Origin of the sequence: Stenotrophomonas rhizophila (assembly GCF_003651185.1) — a bacterium.
Classification (GTDB): Bacteria; Pseudomonadota; Gammaproteobacteria; order Xanthomonadales; family Xanthomonadaceae; genus Stenotrophomonas; species Stenotrophomonas maltophilia_Z.
Window position 1 is genome coordinate 1 of record NZ_RCDC01000010.1, and the last position, 20,666, is coordinate 20,666.

Genomic DNA, 20,666 nt, shown 5'->3' on the forward strand with positions numbered 1-20,666 from the left:
CCGATCTCGCTCTGGTCGCCTTCCAGCGCCAGGCGGGCCGAACCCGAGATGATCGGGGTGTCATCGCCCGGGAAGTCGTACTTGCTCAGCAGCTCGCGGACTTCCATCTCGACCAGTTCCAGCAGCTCGGCGTCATCGACCATGTCTGCCTTGTTCAGGAAGACGACGATGTACGGCACACCGACCTGACGCGAGAGCAGGATGTGCTCACGGGTCTGCGGCATCGGGCCGTCAGCAGCCGAACAGACCAGGATCGCGCCGTCCATCTGGGCAGCACCGGTGATCATGTTCTTGACGTAGTCAGCATGGCCCGGGCAATCGACGTGGGCGTAATGACGTTCGGTGGATTCGTATTCGACGTGTGCGGTCGAGATCGTGATGCCACGTGCCTTTTCTTCCGGCGCGGCGTCGATCGACGAGTAGTCCTTGAACTCACCGCCAAAGCGCTCGGCACCGATCTTGGTCAGTGCGGCGGTCAGCGTGGTCTTGCCGTGGTCAACGTGACCGATGGTGCCGACATTGACGTGCGGCTTGGTGCGCTCGAACTTACCCTTGGCCATGGCTGCTTATCTCGAAATCGTCTGAATTGGTAGCACTTAGATGGTGCTCACGAAAGGAATCGAACCTTCGACCTCCTCCTTACCAAGGAGGTGCTCTACCGACTGAGCTACGTGAGCGAGTTTTGTATTATGGCACGAATTTGAATATATTCAAACTCATTCAATGGAGCGGGAGACGGGGATCGAACCCGCACCATCAGCTTGGAAGGCTGAGGTTCTACCATTGAACTACTCCCGCATCGGAAGCTCTTGCCACAACATGAAACTGGTGGAGGGAGGTGGATTCGAACCACCGAAGGCGTAAGCCAGCAGATTTACAGTCTGCCCCCGTTGGCCGCTTGGGTATCCCTCCTTACCACCCTGTCCCGTGGCGCCGAAGCGTTTTCGGTGTGGGGTGGAAGAGCCGTGAATTTTGGGGATAAACGGGGGTTCTGTCAACAACCTTTTTGAATTTTTTCACATGATTGTCCAATTGCCTTGTCGGGACGGGCTATTGGCCCGGCAACGGCAGTGTTTCGCTGGCGAAGATCGCCACATGCGGCACGCCATCGGCACCGATCCAGCCGCGATACATGCCCTGGGTGTTGAACGGCGTCGCCGCGCGACCGTCGGCGGCGAGCACGATCGCGCCGCCATCGCCACCGAGGGCGGGAATGCGCTCGTTGATCACCGCACGCCCCGCGTCCACCGGGCCCTGCTTGAGGTACTGCATGCGCGCACAGATATCGTGCGCGGCTGCAGTGCGGATGTAGTACTCGCCCCAGCCCGTCCCCGATACCGCGCATCCTGCATCGGCATAGGTGCCCGCGCCGATGATCGGTGAGTCGCCCACACGGCCATAGCGCTTGTTGGTCATCCCCCCGGTGGAGGTGCCGGCGGCGAGCTTGCCGTCCTTGTCCAGCGCGACCGCCCCGACGGTGCCAAAGTGGCGCGCCGTTTCCAGATCCGCATGGGCCTGGCCGCTGGCCTCTTCCTTCAGCGCCTTCTGCAGCTGCTGCCAGCGCTTGTCCGTGCGGAAATACGACGGATCCACCAAGGGAATTCCCTGGGTGCTGGCGAAGGCCTCCGCGCCCTGCCCCACCATCATTACGTGCGCAGAGTGCTGCATCACCGCCTCGGCGAGCAGGATCGGGTTGCGCACGCGCTGCACACCGGCCACCGCGCCAGCCTTGAGCGTGGCGCCGTCCATCAGCGAGGCATCCAGTTCGTTGCGGCCATCGTGGGTGAACACCGCGCCCTTGCCTGCATTGAACGTGGGATCATCCTCGAGCACGGTGATCGCCGCAGTGACCGCCTCCAGCGCCGGCTTGCCGGCCGCCAGCGCGGCATGCCCTTTGAGCAGCGCCTGCTGCAGGGCCGCGCGTGCGGCCTTCTCCTCGGCGGGCGACAGATCCCCGCGCTCCACCCCCGCGCCCCCATGGATGACCAGCACCGGCTCGGCAGCGGTGGCCGCCAGCGGGAGCGACAGGCACAGCGACAACATCACCACAGCAGAACGCGACATGGGCAGGCACTCTCAAGGGACGAGGCCTCATCATGGCACGCGCGTCGGGCCATCCACGCGCGTGGCCATGACCTCGAAACGCACGCCACAGCATCCACGCATGGCGTGGATCTACCGGCGCAGCTGCAGGCGCCCCTCCCGGATATCCGCCGTCATCTCGAACGCCGCGTCGTCCACCCGGAAGCCATCCAGGTGCAGGCGACTGCCCTCGCCTACACCGGTCACCGGGATGGCGAGAAAATCCAGCGGTTTACCACCGCGCAGGCGATCGGCGGTGTGCTGCGGCATCACCAGCCACGCATAGCCGCCATCGCGGCTGAACACCCGGCCGGTGCCGTCGGCCTCCACGCACAGCGCGGTGTCTTCATCCACGCCGAGGCCGACCATGCCCTGCTGCCCGCTGCGCTGGGCGGCACGGGCCACGAAGACGATCAGGCGGCCGAGCCGGTCGCGCTTGCCGAAATGGGTATCGGTGACCACGTTGGCCAGGTACGGCATGGCCAGGAAATCACTGTCCAGCGTCACCGCCCGGCCCATGGGATCGCGCAGGGCGCGCCGGGACGTCACGCTGCCGCCATCCAGGGCGCCGTAGCTGTAGCCCCCCAGGATGGCCAACCCGGCACTGGTCCCGGCGATCGGCCGCCCGGCGCGGACGTGCGCATTGAGCGCCGCGTTCACCGCCGTGCCCTTCCAGAAACGGATATAGCGCGACTGGTCGCCGCCGGCGATGAAGATCGCATCGGCGGCGGCGATCACCCCCAGCACCGCCGGGTCGTCGGCCGCGCGCCGGCTGTTGAACACCAGGGTCTGTACCGAGGCCGCCCCACCGATCTCCCGGTAGAGCCGGTTCTGCAGCTCATCGGCACCGGAGGCGCGCAGGATCACCACCCGGCCATGGCCGGCACGCGCCAGCCACCACTGGAAAGCGGCCGGCACCCATTTGCCACCGCCCATCAGCATCATCGCCGGCTCGGTATGGGTGGCGCGCGGGGCATCCAGGGCGCCCACCTCGTAATAGCGATAGCCCTGGTCCTGCAGACTGCGCGAATCCTGGGCGTGGAGGGGGAGCGGGAGCGCGGCGAGCAGCAGCCACAGGAGGGAATGGATCGGCCGGAAACCCTTGTGCACGTTGACCTCCCCGAATAAAAAGGGCATGTAAGCGCTTTCACTCTTTGCCAGAGAAATTGGCAGTGGTCAACCCCGTAAAAAAGGCGTTAAATGCGCGCCGTCCATTCGCGAAATGTGAATGGGGGACAGGCCTCCCTCGAGGCCGACACTTTCTTCTCGAGAATTCTCATGCGTAAACAGGCGATGGCGTGGTCGATCCAGCTGGCGTTGATGGGTGTGGCCGCAACCGCGGGCGCCCAGACGCCCGACCCCGGGGTGCAGCAACTGGATACGGTGCAGGTCACCGGCTCGCGCATTCCGCGCGCGCAGGTGGAGGGGCCAGCCCCGGTCACCGTCATCACTGCCGAGCAGATCCAGGCCAGCGGCTTCACCAGCGTGCCGGACGTGCTGCGCTCGATGACCCAGAACGGGGGGGAGACCCAGAGCCAGCAGTCCTCCAGCGGCGCGGACTTCTCGCCCGGTGCGCAGCAGGTCGACCTGCGCGGCCTGGGCCCCAACCACACCCTGGTGCTGGTCAACGGCCGCCGCATCGCCGATTTCCCGATGCCCTTCCAGGGCCGCAGCAACTTCACCGACGTCTCCAACATCCCGATCGGGATGATCGAGCGCATCGAAGTGCTGACCGGCAGCGCCTCGGCGATCTACGGCTCGGACGCCATTGCCGGCGTGGTCAACTTCATCCTGAAGAAGCAGGTCGATGGCACCACGGTCGACATGCGCATGGGCACCACCAGCGAAGGCGGCGGTGAGTCCTTTGACATGAGCATCGCCAGTGGCTTCGACGCCGGCCGCTTCAGCGCGGTCTACAGCCTGGAACTGCAGTCCCAGACCCCACTGTGGGCGTATGAGCGCAGCCAGCAGGATTCCACCCTGGATGCACCGACCGAGAGCGCCCGCGCCTTGCGTCGCGCCTACCTGCGCACCGACTACAACGACGACTACCTGGACCCGGGCCAGGCCACCTGCGATGCGCTGGCCGGCCAGAACAACGGCAGCACCCAGTACGCCGAGCGTGCGCGGTACGGCTTCTACTGCGGCAGCGACCGCTCGATCGGCTACGGCACGATCCTGAGCAAGCGCCGCGGTGCCAACGGCTATGCCGCGCTGCGCTACGCCTTCGACAACGGCGCAGAATGGTTCGCCGATGTGCAGATGGGTTACCACGACCTGGCGCTGATGCGCGATGTCACCCAGTGGGGCCGCATGGCCGCCGACGGCAATGAAGACGGCTACTTCTACAACCAGGCCACCGACCAGGTGGAGTTCTGGCAGCGCCAGTTCTCTCCGGAAGAGATGGGCGGGTTGAACAACGGCATGGTGCGCAGCACCCAGAAGACCTTCAGCGTGACCACCGGCTTCAAGGGCGCCCTTGGTGCGGACTGGGAATACGAGGCTTCGCTGAGCCATTCGCAGTATCAATCCAGCATCCGCTGGCCGCAGATCATCGCCGCCAAGGCCAATGCGCTGTTCCTTGGCGAGCAGCTGGGCGAGTACACCGATGACGACGACAACGTGTTCCCGGTGTTCAACGCCGACCCGGCGCGCCTGTACCGGCCACTGAGCCGCAGCGAGTACGATTCGATCGCCGCACGCACCACCTATACCCCGAAGTCGCGTACCGATACCGCCGCGCTGACCCTGACCAACGGCGAGCTGTTCGAGCTGCCGGGCGGCAAGGCCGGCTTCGCGGCGACCGCCGAGTTCGGCAATCAGTCCTACGCACTGAATCCGGACCCGCTGGCGACGCAGTACTACTACTACAGCTGGAAGGATTCGGACGGCCACGGCAGCCGCAACCGCTGGGCGACCGCGGCCGAGCTGCGCCTGCCGCTGCATGACACGTTCAACGTCAGCGTGGCCGGGCGCTTCGACCAGTACCGCTACTCCGGCAACACGATCGGCAAGGCGACCTGGAGCGGTGGTCTGGAATGGCGCCCGATCGAGACCCTGCTGGTGCGTGGCTCCTACGGCACCGCCTTCCGCGCGCCAGACCTGCACTACGTGTATGCCGGCCCGGGCAATGATGAAACCAGTGCCAACGACTACTACGCCTGCGCGGTGGACGGCAGTGATGACTGCTCGGATTACGAGGAGAACCTGATCCGCACGCGCGAAGGCAATCGCCAGCTGGATCCGGAAACGAGCACCTCGTGGAGCGCTGGCTTTGTGTGGTCGCCGGCAGCGGGGCTGGACCTGTCGGTGGACTGGTTCGATATCGACATGCGCGACCAGGTGCAGGACATGGATGTGAGCACCATCCTGCGCGACGAGGCGGCCTGCCGCCTGGGCGGCGCCGATGCGGCCTCGCCGACCTGCGTGGATGCGATCAGCCGGGTTACCCGCACCAGTGATGGCCGCCTGTATGGTGTGCACGTGAGCCCGATCAACATCGCGCGCGAAACGACCCGCGGCATTGATGTGGGCCTGCGCTACCGCCTGAGCACCGGGATCGGCGATTTCATCCTCAGCGGCAACCACACCTGGGTGAAGACGCACGATTTCCAACAGTTTGACGGCGATGTGGTCGAGGACCAGTTCGCGATCAACAGCGGTTTCGACATTCCGCGCACCAAGACCAGTGCGAGTGTGACGTGGGAGAACGCGGCGTGGTCGGCCACGCTGTACGGCTCACGGCTGGGCAAACTGCCCACCTACGACAGCTACGACCAGAGCTTTGATCCGGACAGCGGTGACAGCCCGTGGATCGCGGCGACGTACCGCTACAACGTGTCGCTGCAGTACCGCTTCGATGACCATTCGCGCCTGTCGCTGTCGGTGGTGAACGTGGGCAACAAGATGCCGCCGAAGGACGCGACGTACACGCCGTATCCGTACTACGACGTCTCCTGGTTCGACACCGTGGGCCGGACGCTCAATCTCCAGTACACCCACAAGTTTGGCGGTACGGCGCTGTAAGCGCCGCTTCCGCTGGTCAGGGGATCAAAGACGGAGGCAGTGCCTCCGTCTTTTTTTTGTTCTGCGGCCGGCGGCCTGCGGCACCCGTTGCCGGGTGCGCTGTCTTTGTTTTCCACATGCGTCGTGGAAAGCCATGGGGGTTTGGTGTGGACAAGTCCATGCAAGCCATGCAGCGCAACGCTTTCAGGACGTGGCTGTTTTTTGTCCAAACACCATCGCGGTTTTCCACACACACCGTGGAAAGCGATGGGGGTTTGCTGTGGACAACCCTGTGTGAGCGATGCACTGCAACGGTTTTCAGTGGTGGTCAGAAATTGTCCACATCGCCTGCGGGCGGGTCAGATGGGTTGCCGGCCAGCGGCCGGCACTACCGCACGCGGGTTTTCCACATGGTGCGTGGAGAGGCGTGGGGGTTTGTTGTGGACAAGTGAGGCGGAGGCATACCAGGCAAGCATTTCGGTGCCTGGTCATTTTTTATCCAGCCTGTTCATGGCGTGGAAGGTGCTTCTCCCGAACGCAAACGCCCCGCTCAAGGCGGGGCGTTGCGGGCATCAACGTGCGATGGAATCAGACGTTGAAGCGGAAGTGCAGGATGTCGCCTTCCTGGACGCGGTATTCCTTGCCTTCCAGGCGCAGACGACCCGCTTCCTTGGCACCGGCCTCGCCCTTGTACTTGATGAAGTCGTCATACGCGATGGTTTCGGCGCGGATGAAGCCCTTCTCGAAGTCGGTGTGGATCACGGCGGCGGCCTGCGGGGCGGTGGCGCCCTTGCGCACGGTCCATGCACGGACTTCCTTCACGCCTGCGGTGAAGTAGGTCTGCAGGCCCAGCAGCTGGTACGCGGCGTAGATCACGCGGTTCAAGCCCGGCTCGGACAGGCCCAGGTCGGCCAGGAAGGTATCGCGGTCTTCGTCGTCGAGCTGGGACAGCTCTTCTTCGATCGCAGCCGAGACCGGCACCACCTGCGCACCCTCTTCGGCGGCACGGGCGCGCACGGCATCCAGATGCGGGTTGTTCTCGAAACCGTCTTCCAGCACGTTGGCGATGTACATCACCGGCTTGAGGGTCAGCAGGAACAGGTCACGGACCAGCGCCTTCTCTTCCTCGTCCAGGCCGGCGGTACGACCCGCCTTGCCGTCGGCCAGCGCGGCCTGCAGCTTGGCCAGCACCGGCTTGCGGGCCGCGGCTTCCTTGTCGCCCCCCTTGGCAGCGCGCTCGGCGCGGTTCAGCGCCTTCTCGACGCTGTCCAGATCGGCCAGGGCCAGCTCGGTATCGATGGTGTCGATATCCGACAGCGGGTCGACCTTGTTGTTGACGTGGATGACGTCGGCGTTCTCGAAGCAGCGCACCACGTGGGTGATCGCATCCACTTCGCGGATGTGGGCCAGGAACTTGTTGCCCAGGCCTTCACCACTGGCCGCGCCGGCGACGAGGCCGGCGATGTCGACGAACTCCACCGCGGTCGGGATGACCTTCTGCGGGTTGATGATGGCAGCCAGCTCGTTCAGGCGCGGATCCGGCACCGGCACGATGCCGACGTTCGGTTCGATCGTGCAGAACGGGAAGTTGGCCGCCGCGATGCCCGCCTTGGTCAGCGCATTGAACAGGGTCGATTTGCCGACGTTGGGCAGACCGACGATGCCGCATTTGATACCCATCTTTGACAACCTCTGGGGTGAAAGTGATTGGGGAAGCAGCGACGTTCGGCGCTGCTTTTCCAATCATTTTCCGTACCGACCCGCGGTCGGTACCTACCGGTAACGTCAGTCACCGGTCACGTTACTTCGGGGTGTGCAGCCGCTTCATCGCTTCGCTGAAATCGCCCTTCACTGCCAGCGGCAGGACGTCGATCGCATCGTTGACGGCATGACCGATCAGCACATCATCGTCCTTGCTGGCACGCCCCAGCACCCACGGGACCACGCGGTCCTTATGGCCGGGATGGCCAATGCCGATGCGCAGGCGGTGGAACCGGCCATGGCCGAGCAGGCGGATGGTGTCGCGCAGGCCGTTCTGGCCGCCGTGGCCACCGTCGAACTTGAGCCGTGCCACGCCGGGCGGCAGGTCCAGCTCGTCGTGCGCCAGCAGCGTCTCTTCCGGTTCGATCTTCCAGAAGCGCTGCGCCGCGGTGACCGATTTGCCACTGAGGTTCATGAAGGTGGCGGGCTTGAGCAGCCACACCGGCTGGCCGGCGATGTCGACCTTGGCGGTCTCGCCGAACAACTTGCTGTCCACGCTCCAGCGCGCACCGGCCTGTTCGACCAGGGCGTCAATGAAACGAAACCCGGCATTGTGCCGGGTCTGGGCGTGCTCGGGTCCGGGGTTGCCCAGACCAACGATCAATCGCAATCCTGTCATTACTCTTCTTTCGTCGGTACCCGCCCTGTGCCGGTACATACAGAAACGGCGCCTGCCCCGAAGGACAGGCGCCGCAATCACTTACTCTGCAGCGGGCGCTTCGTCGGCAGCTTCTTCCTTGCCGAGCTTGGCGGTGACGATCGCATCGTCATGGTCCTTGCCCTGGGCCAGCGCCGGGATCTCGACGCCCTTCGGCAGCTTGATGTCCGACAGGTAGATCACGTCACCAGCCTTCAGGTCGGCCAGGTCGACGTCGATCGATTCCGGCAGGTCCTTCGGCAGGCAGGTGATGCTCACTTCCTTCAGTTCGTGGGTGACCACGACGTCGGCAGCCTTGCCGGCCGGCGAGGTGTCTTCGTTGATGAAGTGCAGCGGGACGTTGGCGGTCAGCGCTTCGTTCTCGTTCACGCGCAGGAAATCCAGATGCAGGATCAGCTGCTTGAACGGGTGGCGCTGCATGTCACGCAGCAGCACCTTGGTGACCTTGCCATCCAGGTTCAGGTCCAGGATGGACGAGTAGAACCACTCGTTCTGCTGGGCCAGCCAGATTTCGTTGTGGTTGAGCTGGATGACGCTCGGCTCGACGTCGCCGCCGTAGATGATCGCCGGGATCTGGCCAGCGCCACGCAGGCGGCGGCTCGCACCCTTGCCTTGCAGTTCGCGCTGGACGACCTTGATTTCATGATTCTTGGCCATGCTGATTTACTACCTTCGTTGTTTGCCGCGCCATGATGGCGAGGCGATGAGGGGAGATCCGCGACCAGATCTCCCCGGGAAACCACCCACCGTTGCCGGTGGGCGGAAAAATCAATCCACGTACAGCGAGCTGACCGACTCACCGAAGGCGATGCGGCGCATCGTCTCGGCCAGCATTTCCGCCACGCTGAGCTGGCGGATCTTGCTGCACACCCGCGCCTCTTCACGCAGCGGGATGGTGTCGGTCACCACCAGCTCATCGAGCTGGGAGTTGTTGATGTTGTCCACCGCCGGGCCCGAGAGCACGGCGTGGGTGCAGTACGCGGCGACCTTGAGGGCGCCACGCGCCTTCAGGGCTGCAGCGGCCGCACACAGGGTGCCGGCGGTATCGACGATGTCATCGACCATTACGCAGGTCTTGCCTTCGACGTCACCGATGATGTTCATCACGGTGGAGACGTTGGCGCGCGGGCGGCGCTTGTCGATGATCGCCAGATCGGCATCGTCCAGGCGCTTGGCGACGGCGCGCGCGCGCACCACACCGCCCACGTCCGGGGACACCACGATCAGGTTTTCCGTGCCGTAGGCGCGCCAGATATCGGCGAGCAGCAGCGGCGAGGCGTATACGTTGTCCACCGGCATGTCGAAGAAACCCTGGATCTGATCGGCATGCAGATCCACCGTCAGTACCCGGTCAGCCCCGACAGCGCTGAACATCTTTGCGGCCACCTTGGCGGTGATCGGCACGCGCGAGGAACGCATGCGGCGATCCTGGCGCGAGTAGCCGAAATACGGCACCACGGCGGTGACACTGTTGACCGAAGCGCGCTTGAGCGCATCGATCAGGACCAGCAGTTCCATCAGGTTCTCTGCGCTGGGCGCACAGGTCGGCTGGATCACGAACACGTCCTGCTTACGGACGTTTTCCTCGATCTCGACCTGCACTTCACCATCGGAGAAGCGCGACACCAATGCCTTGCCAGGCCGCACCCCCAGTTCCTTGCAGATGCTCTGCGCAAGGCGCTTGTTGGCGTTGCCGGAAAATACCAGCAGGTTGGGGTGTTCTTGCATCATGACGGTCTCGGGCGGGAGCGATTGGCGGAGAACTGGGCCGCCGGCACCCGGAGGTGTCTGCGGTGACAACACCGCGGCGTATGCACCGCGCCCGCGCAGACATGCGCATGGAGTCGCGGCAGATATCCGCTAGTGGCAGGGGCGGGAGGATTCGAACCTCCGAATGCCAGGATCAAAACCTGGTGCCTTGGGCCTCTTGGCGACGCCCCTGCATCAAAATCAGTAACGCTCGAGTACATCAAGCAGTGGCGAGCGCTCCACGCCCGCAGCCACCCATGCCCGCAGTTCCTTCGGCAATTGCGCCAGGCCCTGCTCTGCAGCAGCGCGCGTGGCGAACTCGACGAAACAACCGCTTCCCGACCCGGTGAGTCGTGCCCGGCCGATACTGCTCAACGCTGCGAGCGCTGCCTCTACGGCAGGTTCGCGGCGGCGCAGGACCGGCTCGAACGCATTCCCGAGCAAAGACCCGGAAGCGAAGTCCGCTATTTTCGCCACTGGGGCATCCCGCGTCAAATCCGGTGATGCGAAAAGTGCGGGAGTCGGCACGTGAACGCCGGGATGGACCAGCACAAACCAGGCCGGCGGCAGGGCGATCGGGGTCAGCAGTTCGCCCACGCCCTCGGCCCAGGCGTTGTGCCCGCGCACGAAGACCGGCACATCCGCGCCCAGCTGCAGACCCAGCGCGGCCAGCGCGTCGACGTCCAGGCCGGCGTTCCAGAGGCGGTTGAGCGCGACCAGGACGGTGGCGGCATCGGACGAACCGCCGCCGAAGCCGCCGCCCGCCGGAACGCGCTTTTCGACGCCGATATCGGCACCTTGGCCGATGTTTGCTGCATCCTTCAACAGGTGCGCGGCGCGGATCGCCAGATCATCCGCCTCGGCAACGCCGGCCGCGGAGGTGCCCTCACGGCGGATCCGGCCATCGTCGCGGACACGCAGATGGATCCGATCACCCCAATCCAGCAGGCGGAACACGGTCTGGAGCTGGTGGTAGCCATCCGGACGCCGCCCGGTGATGTGCAGGAACAGGTTCAGCTTGGCCGGGGCCGGCCAGGTCGACCCGCCGTCGGCCGTCTCCAGCATGCTCATGGGCCGCCCAGCACCCAGCTGTCGACCACCAGGCGGACCTTGGCGTCGCCATTGACTGCTTCGATCCTGCGCGGCAGCACCGGGCGACCGGCCTCGGCCGGGTACCAATCCAGGTACTGGATCTCCCAGCCCAGCTGCTCCACGCGACGCGGGCGGCCTTCACCGTCGCGCTCGATGCGCTCGGCCGGGGCCGCATCGGCGACCAGGCCGCGCACCCAATCGGGCAGCTGGTTGACCGGGATATCCCAGCCGGTGGCGTCCAGCAGGACCTGCTGGGCATCGTCGCCCTCGCGCGTGCCGCCTTCCAGACCCTCCAGGCGGCCGCCTTCATGATGGCTGTCGCCGGTCAGCTTCCAGCTCTGCCGGGTGACCGGGGCGCTGAGTTCCACCACATATCCCTGGCCCTGCTGCTGCCAGTCGATGCGGCCGTTGCCGCCGTTGCGGCCCTTGCTGATCGCCACCCGGCCCTGGAACGACCAGGCCGGCTGCGCGCGTACCGCAGTGACGCGCTCGGCCTCGGCCTGCTGCGCAGCGGGAGAGACGGTGCTGACCACGGTCGGGGCGGAAGGGGCCTTGCGCTCATCGAGGGACACGCACGCGGAAAGCGACAACGCCACGGCCGCGGCAAACGCGACCTTCAGGGACAGCAGATTCATACGCCGTATTTCTCGATCACGCGCTGCAGGGCGCGGTTGTCCGGGTCCAGCTTGCGGGCCTCTTCAAAGAAGTGGCGCGCTTCGTCCTTCTTGTTCAACACCCACAGCACCTCGCCCACATGCGCGGCGATTTCCGCATCCTTGGCCAGCGTCCAGGCGCGGCGCAGCTGCACCAAGGCTTCTTCGTTGCGGCCCAGGCGATACAGCACCCAACCGTAACTGTCGACGATGGCGGCGTTGTCCGGCTCGGCCACGCGCGCGCGGTCGATCAGTTCCAAGGCTTCCTGATAACGCTGCGTGCGGTCGGCCAAGGTGTAGCCCAGCGCATTGAGCGCGGCGATGTTCTCCGGATCGGTGACCAGCACCTTGCGCAGGTCGGCCTCGGCGCGCGGGATGTCGTCGCGGCGCTCCCAGGCCAGCGCGCGGGCATACAGCAGCGCGTTCTCATCCGGATACGCGGCCAGGCCACGGGCCAGGGCGTCCAGTTCGCCAGCATCGTCGTTGCCGCGCTGGCGCAGCTCGGCCTCCAACAGATAGGCATCCCGGCGGGCATCGTCATCAACGGTGGCATCGGACTGGATCGCGTGGACTTCGGCCAGCGCCTTGTCGGTGCGGCCCAGTTCGTTCTGCGCATTGGCTGCGCGCAGGCGCGACTCATCGCGCTCCGGGCCACCGGGCACGCTGTGATACCAGTTGACCGCTTCCTCGTAGCGCTTGAGGTACTCGGCGATCTTGCCCAGCAGCAGGCGCTGGGCCGGATCCGGCTTGGTCGCCTGCCTGGAAAGCTCGGTATACAGGGCCAGCAGGCCCGGGTCGTCCTTCTGCTTGGCCAGCAGCGAGGCGCGCATGCCGTAGGTCTGCACATCCTGCGGGCCGACCGCCAGCACGCGCTCGGCCGCAGCCGGCTGACCCATCAGGTCATAGGAGATCGCCACCGCGTTACGCAGCTCGGGGTCCTGCAGGGTCTTGGGCTCCACGCCCTTCAACAGGGCCAGCGCCTCATCGGACTTGCCGGCCTGGGTGAGCTGACTGGCGTGCAGCAGGGCCACGCGCGGCTCATCCGGGAAGCGCTTGACCACCTCATCGACCATGCGCCGGGCCAGCTCGGGCTGCTCCATGCGCATGGCCAGACGGCCGAACTCCTGCCAGACCTCCAGGCGGTCGGGGATGGCATTGGCATCCACCAGCTCGCCCAGCACCTGGGCCGGGACCTTTGGATCGCTGCCGCCGCTGATCAGGGCGCCGATCGCGAACTTCCAGGCGGTGGGGTCCGGGTCCTTGAGCAGCGCCTGCAGTTCGGTGCGGGCGGCCTTCACCTTGTTCTGGCGCATGTCCAGCGCGGCGGTGCTGCTGCGCATGGCCAGTGAGCGCGGCGCACGCTGCTCCCACAGGGCCAGCGCGCGGGCGGCGCGCTTGTCATCGTTGGCCAGCATGGCGATCCGGGAGGCGCGCTCGGCCAGGCCGGCATCGCCTTCACTGGCCTCGGCCGCCTCTAGGTACCAGCGCGCGGCGTCGCCCAGTTTGCCTGCCTGCAGGGCGAATTCGCCCGCCATGACCGGGGCCAGGGGGACCGCCTCGGCCGTGCTGTTCTTGGCCTTCGCCGGGGCTGCCGGGGGGGCGGCCAGGGCGTTGGCAGTGAACAAAGACAGCAGCAGAACGCTGGAGATGCGAATCAATGCGGGCATCGGGGGCATCTGAGCCTTAAAATGACGACTTGAATGGCCAGCAGCTTATCGCAAGCAACTGAACAATGACCCTGTGGGTGCTCGGACTGAATCACCAGACCGCGCCAGTGGAGCTGCGCGAACGCGCCTCCTTTGGCGGCGACGCCCTGCCCCAGGCATTGGCGTCGCTGCGCGATACGCCACAGGTGGCCGAGGCGGTCCTGCTCTCCACCTGCAACCGCACCGAGCTGTACGCGGTGGCCGAATCCGGTGACGCGCTGGCGCAGTGGCTGGAGTCACAGGCCGGCACCTTGCATGGGTACCTCTATCAGCACGCCGACGCCGACGCGGTGCGCCACCTGTTCCGGGTTGCCACCGGGCTGGACTCGATGGTGCTGGGCGAACCGCAGATCCTGGGCCAGGTGAAGGATGCCTGGGCCCTGGCCCGTGATCATGGCCTGCTCGGCCAGCGCCTGGACCGGCTGTTCCAGCAGACCTTCTCGGTGGCCAAGCGCGCCCGCACCGATACCCGCGTGGGCGCCAACCCGGTGTCGGTGGCCTCCACCGCGGTGCGCCTGGCGCAGAACTCGTTCGCGCGGCTGGACGATTCCACCGTGCTGCTGGTCGGCGCCGGCGAGACCATCGAGCTGGCCGCGCGCCATCTCAGCGAAGGGCGCGTGCGGCGGCTACTGATCGCCAACCGCACCCTGGCCCATGCGCAGGAGCTGGCCAGCCGTCATGGCGGCGTCGCCCTGCCCCTGAGTGAGTTGGACCGCCATCTGGGCGAGGCTGACGTGGTGTTCTCGGCCACCGCCGCGCGTGAGCCGGTGATCACCCGCGCGCACGTGGCCGCCGCACTGAAAACCCGCAAGCACAAGCCGATGCTGCTGTTCGATCTGGCCGTGCCCCGCGATATCGAGGCCGGCGTGGGCGAACTGGCCGACGCCTTCCTGTACACCGTGGATGATCTGGAGCGCGCGGTCGAAGACAACCGCCGCAGCCGCCGTGAAGCCGCGGCCGAGGCCGAAGCAATCATCGAGCTGCAGGTCGCCCGCTTCGTGGAAACGCTGCAGGCCAGCGTGCACCAGGCCCCGCTGCGGCAACTGCGCGCCTATGGTGAAGCGACCCGCGTGGAGATGCTGGAGAAAGCCCGCCAGCAGCTGGCCCACGGCAAATCACCGGAAGAGGTGCTCGAGCTGCTCGCGCACGGCCTGACCAACCGCCTGCTGCACCCGCCGACCGCCGCCCTGCGCGCGGCCGCGCTCAGCGGCGATACTGAACTCACCCGCGCCGCCGAGCGCCTGTTCCCGGCCAGGCCGGGTTACCAGCACCCTGCCGTGCGTACCGATGTAGCGAGGGACGATGACGCCGACCCTGCGCCGTAAGCTGGAAGCGCTGGCCGAGCGCCGCGAAGAACTGGAACGCCTGTTGTCCGACCCGGCCGTGGTCGGCGACAACGACCGTTTCCGCGCGCTGTCGCGCGAGTTTTCGCAGCTGGAGCCGGTCGCCAACGCGCTGGCCGACGAAGCCCGTGCCAAGGCCGATCTCGCCGCCGCAGAAGCGATGCGCGAGGACCCTGACCTGCGCGAGCTGGCCGAGGAGGAAATCACCGCCGCGCAGCAGCGCCTGCAGCAGCTGGACGAAGCACTGGCCCTGTTGCTGGTGCCGCGCGATCCGCGCGATGACGGCAACCTGTTCCTGGAAGTCCGCGCCGGTACCGGCGGTGACGAGGCAGCGATCTTCGCCGGCGACCTGTTCCGCATGTACGCCCGCTATGCCGAGCGCCAGGGCTGGAAGGTCGAGATCGAATCGGACAACCCGGGCGAACATGGCGGCTACAAGGAAGTGGTGGCGCGCGTGGTCGGCCGTGGCGCCTTCTCACGCCTGAAGTTCGAATCGGGCACGCACCGCGTGCAGCGCGTGCCGGCGACCGAGTCGCAGGGCCGCATCCATACCTCGGCCGCGACGGTAGCGATCATTCCCGAGGCGGATGACGTCGAGGACGTGGTGATCAACCCGGCCGACCTGCGCGTGGACACCTACCGCTCCTCCGGCGCCGGTGGCCAGCACGTCAACAAGACCGAGTCGGCGATCCGCATCACCCATCTGCCCACCGGCGTGGTGGTGGAATGCCAGACCGAGCGCAGCCAACATGCCAACCGCGACAAGGCGATGAAGCGTCTCAAGGCACAGCTGCTGGATACCGAACGCAGCAAGCAGGCTGCCGCGCAGGCCGAAAGCCGCCGGCTGCAGGTCGGCAGCGGCGACCGCAGCCAGCGCATCCGCACCTACAGCTTCCCGCAGGGACGGATCACCGACCACCGCGTGGAAGGGCTGACCCTGTACGACCTGCCCAACATCCTGACCGGCGATCTTGATGCACTGGTCAGCCGGCTGACCCACGAACACCAGGCCGACGAGCTGGCCCGGCTCGCGGAAGGCAGCTGAGCATGCCCGCCCCGGCGCGGCAGCGATGAGTATCGATCCGCAGCGTCTGCAGTTGCGCCAGGTGGTGCAGCGGCAACCGGCCGATTTCATTGCGTGGGTGATGCTGGCCGATGCGGAGCTGGAAGCCGGCGATGTGCGCGCCGGCGAACAGGCCGCCACCCGTGCACTGCAGCTGCGCGGCGACCATCCCGAGGCCCTGGCCCGGCTGGGGCGCGCACGCTGGATGCAGGGCCGCCATGGCGAGGCCGCCACACTGCTGCGCCAGGCGGCGGACCGCGCGCCCCAGCACCCCGGCATCACCCTGTGGCTGGGCCACGCACTGGAAGACGCGGGGCAGCCTGAGGCGGCCGCCGATGCGTATCGCAATGCGCACCGTCTGCTGCCGGGCGAGCCCTACATCACTGCGCAGCTGCTCAACTGGCAGCGCCGGCTGTGCGATTGGCAGGATCTGGAGCGATTGTCGGTGCTGGTGCGCCAGGCCGTCGCGCAGGGCCAGGCGGTGGTCGAGCCGTTCGCCTTCCTCAGCGAAGACAGCAGCGCCGCCGAGCAGCTGGCCTGCGCCCGCCAGCGCGCGGCGGCGCTGGCCGAGGGCATCCCGCGGTTGCCGCCGGCCACCGTGCGCCCGCACGGCACGCTGCGGGTCGGCTTCCTCTCCAACGGTTTCGGCGCGCATCCCACCGGGCTGCTGACCGTCGCCCTGTTCGAACAGCTGCGCGCGCTGGGCACGCTGGAACCGCATCTGTTCGCGCTCAGCGCGGACGACGGCAGCAGCATCCGCCAGCGTCTGCAGCAGGCCGCCCACACGTTGCACGATGTCAGCGCGCAGCCGCATCAGGTGATCGCCCGGCGCATCCGCGAGGCTGGCATCGATGTGCTGTTCGATCTGCGCGGCTGGGGCGGCGGTGGCACCCCGCAGGTACTGGCGATGCGCCCGGCCCCGGTGCAGATCAACTGGCTGGCCTACCCGGGTACCTCCGGCGCGCCGTGGATCGATCATGTGCTGGCCGATGCCTTCGTGCTGCCCGACGCGCTGGCACCGGCCTTCAGCGAGAACGTGCGGCGCCTGCCGCGCGCGTTCCAGCCCTCGGACAACACCCGCGTGCTGGAGCCGGTGCCCTCGCGCGGGGACTGCGGCCTGCCTGCGCAGGGCGTGGTGCTGTGCTGCTTCAACAACAGCTACAAGCTCAATCCGCGCAGCATGCAGCGGCTGTTCGCAGTGCTGCACGGCGTGCCCGGCAGCGTGCTGTGGCTGCTCTCCGGCCCGGGCAACGCCGACGCGCGCCTGCGCAGCGCGGCACGCCAGGCGCAGCTGGATCCGGCGCGACTGGTGTTCATGCCACGCCTGCCGCACCCGCAGTACCTGGCGCGTTACCAGCACGCCGACCTGTTTCTGGACACGCATCCGTACAACGCCCACACCACCGCCTCCGATGCGCTGTGGGCCGGCTGCCCGGTGCTCACCTGCCCGGGCGCGACGTTCGCCTCGCGCGTGGCCGGCAGCCTCAATCATCACCTGGGCATGCACGCGTTCAACGTGGCCGATGACGCGGCGTTCGTGGCCGCCGCCATCCGGCTCGGCAACGACCCGGCCGCGCTGCAGGCCGCGCGCGCCACGCTGGCGCAACGGCGCGAGGACAGCGGCCTGTTCGACATGGCCGGTTTCGCGCGCGACATCGCCGAGGTGATCCAAACGCTTGCGCGCGAACGCGGCTGGCAGGGCCCACACATCGCCTGAGCATCGGCTGCGCTAGGCTCGGGCTTCCCTGTGAATCACCGAGGCACGCCGATGGGCAAGCTCAAGCGCAAGGACTACCAGGCCCTGCTGGAACCGATGCAACTGGAACTGGCGGCGATGGCGCGCTGGGTGCAGCACACCGGGCAGCGCGTGCTGGTGCTGTTCGAAGGCCGCGACACCGCGGGCAAGGGCGGTGCGATCCAGGCGATCGCCGAGCATCTCAATCCGCGCCAGTGCAAGGTGGTCGCGCTGCCCAAGCCGACCGACCGCGAAAGCACGCAGTGGTATTTCCAGCGCTATGTCTCCCACCTGCCTGCGGCCGGCGAGATCGTGCTGATGGACCGCAGCTGGTACAACCGCGCGGGCGTCGAGCATGTCATGGGCTATTGCACCGAAGCGCAGTACCGCAGCTTCCTGGCGCAGACGCCGGTGTTCGAGAAGCTGCTGATCGACGATGGCATCGTGCTGTTCAAGTACTGGCTCAGCGTGGACCAGGCACAGCAGGAAAAGCGCTTTGCCGAGCGCCACCTCGATCCGCTCAAGGGCTGGAAGCTGTCGCCGGTGGACCTGAAATCACGCAGCAAGTACAGCGCCTATACCGAGAGCCGCGAAGCGATGCTGCGCGCCACGCATAACGATGATGCCCCGTGGACGCTGGTGGACTTCAACGACCAGAAGCGCGGGCGGCTGGGCCTGATCCGCAACCTGCTCGATCGTCTGCCCGATACCCGCGTGGACGAACCGGTACTGGCGCTGCCGCCGTTGAAGGGCAAGCTGCACAAAGAGCACTTCGGGGTCTTGAAGCCGATCGAACCCTTCGTCGTCGGGTAGATCCACGCATGGCGTGGATTTACCGGGCACAGCGAGGCACAGGCATGCCGGGTATCAGCCGGCACTGCCGTGAGGCTCAGCCTTCCTTGATCCGCGCTTCGATGTCATGCGCGGTGACCGGCCCGAGGAACTCCTTGGCGACCTTGCCGTCCGGCGCGATCAGGTAGGTCATCGGCAGGCCGCGCGGGATCGCGAAGTCTTCCGGCGGGTTGTACGTATCCACGATCACGATCGGATAGGTGACCGGACGCTTCTCCAGGAAGGCCTTCATCTCGGCCGGTTCGATGTCCTCGAAAGCCAGCCCGACCACCTCGATTTCATTGCGCATCGCGTGCAGCGCGGAGAGCTCGGGCATTTCCTTGCGGCACGGGGCGCACCAGGTTGCCCAGAAGTTCACCACCACCCACTTGCCGCGGTGCGCCGCCAGATCGTAGTCGGTGCCGTCCAGCGCCTTGGCTTTCAGCGTCGGCTGTTCGACGGTCTTGCGCTCGGTGGCCGGCACGGCGTCGGTCGGCGGCGCGGCGGGTTCGTTGATCGGGGCCGGGGCGGCAGGCGCGGCGGCCTCGCTCTGTGCGGCGGGCTTGTTGCAGGCGGCCAGCGTCAGCAGGCCCAGGGCCAGCAGCAGGGGCTTGGCGGTCATGGTTTGTCTCCGGGGGTCGAGTAGATGTCGCTGACGCGGCGTTTGAGCAGTTCGCGCAGCGGCAGGCGCAAGGTGTCCAATGCGGCCACCGAGGCCGTGCCCAGGCTGTCGTCGCGATACGGCAGGTAGGCCTCCTTGATCGGGATCCGCATCTGCGTGGTCTCGTACAGGTCGGCCAGGGTGAGTTTGTCCAGGTCGCGCGCGAGCAGCCATTCGCCCTGCTCGTCGCGGCGCACCACGCGGATCGCTTCCAGGTCGCAGAGCAGCGTCTGCAGCAGCGAATCGGTCAGCATCGGCTCCAGCCGCAGGATCTCGTCGTCATCCAGGCTGCGCCCTTCGGCACGCGCCTGGTGGAAGCGGCCGATAAGGCGCAGCAGGCCATAGATCTCATAGCCCACCGGCAGGCGCAGGTCGGCTGGCTGGTAGCGGAACGCGGCGATCGAGGAGGCGAGCGATGCACCGAGCAGCACCGAGACCCAGCACAGGTAGATCCACAGCAGCAGGATCGGCACGAAGGCGACGGTGCCGTAGAGCTTCTGGTAGGACTGGAAGCTCCCCAGGTAAGCGCCCATGCCCCACTTCACCAGCTCCAGCATGATCGCAGCCAGGATCGCGCCGGGGACGGCATGGCGCCATTTGACCGTGTGGTGCGGCACTACGCGGTAGACCAGCATGATGCAGACGAACTCGATCAGGATCGGCGCGACCGTCAGTGAGACGTTGGCCAGCCAGCGGCCTTCGCTGGTGCCGAACAGCGGCAGCGCGAACACCCGCGCCGAGACCGCCAGCGAGGCCGCAGCGAGCATCGCGCCGAGGGTGAGCACGGTCCAGTACACGAGGAAGCGGGTCAGCTTCGGCCGGGTCGAACTCACCCGCCAGATCTGGTTGAAGGTTTCTTCCACGCTGTTGAGCGTGATCAGCAGCGAGACCACCAGGGCGATGAAGCCAGCGGCGGTCAATTGCCCGGCACTGGCTGAGAACTGTCGCAGGTAGCCTTCGGCGGCGCGCGCGGCGTTGGGCACGAAGTTGGAGAAAACGTAGTCGCTGAGGGTGTCGCTCCAGCGGTCGAACACCGGGAACGCCGAGAGCACCCCGAACACCACGATGGCCAGCGGCACCAGCGCGAACACGGTGGTGTAGGCCAGCGAGGCGGCCGCCTGGAACAGGCGGTCATCCAGGAAGCGGCGCCACAGGAAGCGGCCGAAGCTGATCGTGCGCGCGCGGTCCCGGACGCGTTCGATCCACAGGTTGATCGTATCGAGAGGTTCCATCGGCGCAAGGGTACCCGATGACGGGTGTGGGGCATGCACGGACCTCGCCCTGAGCGGGCTGCGTTGCCATACTGCCCGCATCGGACGCAATGAGA

At 66.6% G+C, this 20,666-nt stretch carries 17 protein-coding genes and 4 tRNA genes; 5 read left to right on the forward strand and 16 right to left on the reverse strand.

Features of this window, described 5'->3' with window-relative positions:
- From BCL79_RS19645 to BCL79_RS19670, 6 genes are all read right to left on the reverse strand, one after another.
- A partial coding sequence (locus BCL79_RS19645) for a GTP-binding protein (RefSeq protein ID WP_121044542.1) occupies positions 1–560 on the reverse strand: 560 nt, incomplete at its 3' end.
- A gap of 41 nt (positions 561–601) precedes the next feature.
- Positions 602–677 (reverse strand) — tRNA-Thr (locus BCL79_RS19650).
- 47 nt (positions 678–724) lie between these two features.
- Positions 725–798, reverse strand: a tRNA-Gly gene (locus BCL79_RS19655).
- A 28-nt stretch (positions 799–826) separates the two neighbouring features.
- Positions 827–912 (reverse strand) — tRNA-Tyr (locus BCL79_RS19660).
- A 138-nt stretch (positions 913–1,050) separates the two neighbouring features.
- Positions 1,051–2,064, reverse strand: coding sequence for an isoaspartyl peptidase/L-asparaginase family protein (locus BCL79_RS19665; RefSeq protein WP_183073842.1), 1,014 nt, complete (start codon positions 2,062–2,064; stop codon positions 1,051–1,053).
- Positions 2,065–2,175: 111 nt separating this feature from the next.
- Positions 2,176–3,219 (reverse strand): cyanophycinase, encoded by a 1,044-nt coding sequence (locus BCL79_RS19670; protein WP_121044545.1) that lies wholly within the window; start codon positions 3,217–3,219, stop codon positions 2,176–2,178.
- 141 nt (positions 3,220–3,360) lie between these two features.
- Here BCL79_RS19670 and BCL79_RS19675 point away from each other — a divergent pair, with 141 nt between their 5' ends.
- The gene (locus BCL79_RS19675; RefSeq protein WP_121044548.1) at positions 3,361–6,108 is read left to right on the forward strand and encodes a TonB-dependent receptor plug domain-containing protein; all 2,748 of its coding nucleotides are present in this window, start codon (positions 3,361–3,363) and stop codon (positions 6,106–6,108) included.
- A gap of 567 nt (positions 6,109–6,675) precedes the next feature.
- Here the strand turns inward: BCL79_RS19675 and ychF are convergent.
- The 8 genes from ychF to BCL79_RS19715 form a co-directional block, all read right to left on the reverse strand.
- A complete protein-coding gene (gene ychF, locus BCL79_RS19680; protein WP_088434937.1) occupies positions 6,676–7,767 on the reverse strand; it encodes a redox-regulated ATPase YchF in 1,092 nt (363 codons plus the stop codon).
- Positions 7,768–7,888: 121 nt separating this feature from the next.
- Positions 7,889–8,467, reverse strand: coding sequence for an aminoacyl-tRNA hydrolase (gene pth / locus BCL79_RS19685; protein WP_121044551.1), 579 nt, complete (start codon positions 8,465–8,467; stop codon positions 7,889–7,891).
- An 81-nt stretch (positions 8,468–8,548) separates the two neighbouring features.
- A complete protein-coding gene (locus BCL79_RS19690; RefSeq protein WP_102789571.1) occupies positions 8,549–9,163 on the reverse strand; it encodes a 50S ribosomal protein L25/general stress protein Ctc in 615 nt (204 codons plus the stop codon).
- A 111-nt stretch (positions 9,164–9,274) separates the two neighbouring features.
- Positions 9,275–10,234: a ribose-phosphate diphosphokinase gene (locus BCL79_RS19695; RefSeq protein WP_026070235.1), complete on the reverse strand. Its 960-nt coding sequence runs from the start codon at positions 10,232–10,234 to the stop codon at positions 9,275–9,277.
- Positions 10,235–10,370: 136 nt separating this feature from the next.
- Positions 10,371–10,447, reverse strand: a tRNA-Gln gene (locus BCL79_RS19700).
- Positions 10,448–10,456: 9 nt separating this feature from the next.
- Entirely contained in the window at positions 10,457–11,326 is an 870-nt protein-coding gene (gene ispE / locus BCL79_RS19705; RefSeq protein ID WP_183073843.1) for a 4-(cytidine 5'-diphospho)-2-C-methyl-D-erythritol kinase, read from the reverse strand.
- A complete protein-coding gene (lolB, locus tag BCL79_RS19710) occupies positions 11,323–11,982 on the reverse strand; it encodes a lipoprotein insertase outer membrane protein LolB (RefSeq protein WP_121044557.1) in 660 nt (219 codons plus the stop codon). Before lolB ends, ispE begins: the two co-directional genes overlap by 4 nt.
- Entirely contained in the window at positions 11,979–13,667 is a 1,689-nt protein-coding gene (locus BCL79_RS19715; protein WP_183073844.1) for a tetratricopeptide repeat protein, read from the reverse strand. Before BCL79_RS19715 ends, lolB begins: the two co-directional genes overlap by 4 nt.
- A 65-nt stretch (positions 13,668–13,732) precedes the next feature.
- Between BCL79_RS19715 and hemA the strand changes: the two genes are divergently transcribed.
- The 4 genes from hemA to ppk2 are packed head-to-tail and all read left to right on the forward strand — an operon-like array spanning position 13,733 to position 18,660.
- On the forward strand, positions 13,733–15,031 hold the full coding sequence (gene hemA / locus BCL79_RS19720; RefSeq protein WP_121044563.1) for a glutamyl-tRNA reductase: 1,299 nt from the start codon (positions 13,733–13,735) through the stop codon (positions 15,029–15,031).
- Complete coding sequence (gene prfA / locus BCL79_RS19725) at positions 15,009–16,094, forward strand: peptide chain release factor 1 (protein WP_121044566.1); 1,086 nt, start codon at positions 15,009–15,011, stop codon at positions 16,092–16,094. The genes hemA and prfA overlap by 23 nt, the downstream gene beginning before the upstream one ends.
- A gap of 25 nt (positions 16,095–16,119) precedes the next feature.
- Positions 16,120–17,829 (forward strand): tetratricopeptide repeat protein, encoded by a 1,710-nt coding sequence (locus tag BCL79_RS19730; RefSeq protein WP_121044569.1) that lies wholly within the window; start codon positions 16,120–16,122, stop codon positions 17,827–17,829.
- 51 nt (positions 17,830–17,880) lie between these two features.
- On the forward strand, positions 17,881–18,660 hold the full coding sequence (gene ppk2 / locus BCL79_RS19735) for a polyphosphate kinase 2 (protein WP_121044572.1): 780 nt from the start codon (positions 17,881–17,883) through the stop codon (positions 18,658–18,660).
- Between the two features lie 76 nt (positions 18,661–18,736).
- Here the strand turns inward: ppk2 and BCL79_RS19740 are convergent, their stop codons facing one another.
- Both BCL79_RS19740 and BCL79_RS19745 read right to left on the reverse strand, forming a co-directional pair.
- A complete protein-coding gene (locus BCL79_RS19740) occupies positions 18,737–19,300 on the reverse strand; it encodes a TlpA family protein disulfide reductase (protein WP_121044575.1) in 564 nt (187 codons plus the stop codon).
- Complete coding sequence (locus tag BCL79_RS19745; RefSeq protein ID WP_121044578.1) at positions 19,297–20,571, reverse strand: YihY family inner membrane protein; 1,275 nt, start codon at positions 20,569–20,571, stop codon at positions 19,297–19,299. Before BCL79_RS19745 ends, BCL79_RS19740 begins: the two co-directional genes overlap by 4 nt.
- Positions 20,572–20,666: the final 95 nt, after the last annotated feature.

Bases quoted from the DNA above. Each gene is read 5' to 3' on its own strand.
- lolB (WP_121044557.1), bottom strand. From the start codon at position 11,982: ATGAATCTGCTGTCCCTGAAGGTCGCGTTTGCCGCGGCCGTGGCGTTG.
- BCL79_RS19730 (WP_121044569.1), top strand. From the start codon at position 16,120: ATGAGTATCGATCCGCAGCGTCTGCAGTTGCGCCAGGTGGTGCAGCGG.
- BCL79_RS19665 (WP_183073842.1), bottom strand. From the start codon at position 2,064: ATGTCGCGTTCTGCTGTGGTGATGTTGTCGCTGTGCCTGTCGCTCCCG.
- hemA (WP_121044563.1), top strand. From the start codon at position 13,733: ATGACCCTGTGGGTGCTCGGACTGAATCACCAGACCGCGCCAGTGGAG.
- BCL79_RS19745 (WP_121044578.1), bottom strand. From the start codon at position 20,571: ATGGAACCTCTCGATACGATCAACCTGTGGATCGAACGCGTCCGGGAC.
- ispE (WP_183073843.1), bottom strand. From the start codon at position 11,326: ATGAGCATGCTGGAGACGGCCGACGGCGGGTCGACCTGGCCGGCCCCG.
- ychF (WP_088434937.1), bottom strand. From the start codon at position 7,767: ATGGGTATCAAATGCGGCATCGTCGGTCTGCCCAACGTCGGCAAATCG.
- BCL79_RS19690 (WP_102789571.1), bottom strand. From the start codon at position 9,163: ATGGCCAAGAATCATGAAATCAAGGTCGTCCAGCGCGAACTGCAAGGC.
- pth (WP_121044551.1), bottom strand. From the start codon at position 8,467: ATGACAGGATTGCGATTGATCGTTGGTCTGGGCAACCCCGGACCCGAG.
- BCL79_RS19675 (WP_121044548.1), top strand. From the start codon at position 3,361: ATGCGTAAACAGGCGATGGCGTGGTCGATCCAGCTGGCGTTGATGGGT.
- BCL79_RS19670 (WP_121044545.1), bottom strand. From the start codon at position 3,219: ATGCCCTTTTTATTCGGGGAGGTCAACGTGCACAAGGGTTTCCGGCCG.
- BCL79_RS19740 (WP_121044575.1), bottom strand. From the start codon at position 19,300: ATGACCGCCAAGCCCCTGCTGCTGGCCCTGGGCCTGCTGACGCTGGCC.
- BCL79_RS19695 (WP_026070235.1), bottom strand. From the start codon at position 10,234: ATGCAAGAACACCCCAACCTGCTGGTATTTTCCGGCAACGCCAACAAG.
- ppk2 (WP_121044572.1), top strand. From the start codon at position 17,881: ATGGGCAAGCTCAAGCGCAAGGACTACCAGGCCCTGCTGGAACCGATG.
- prfA (WP_121044566.1), top strand. From the start codon at position 15,009: ATGACGCCGACCCTGCGCCGTAAGCTGGAAGCGCTGGCCGAGCGCCGC.
- BCL79_RS19715 (WP_183073844.1), bottom strand. From the start codon at position 13,667: ATGCCCGCATTGATTCGCATCTCCAGCGTTCTGCTGCTGTCTTTGTTC.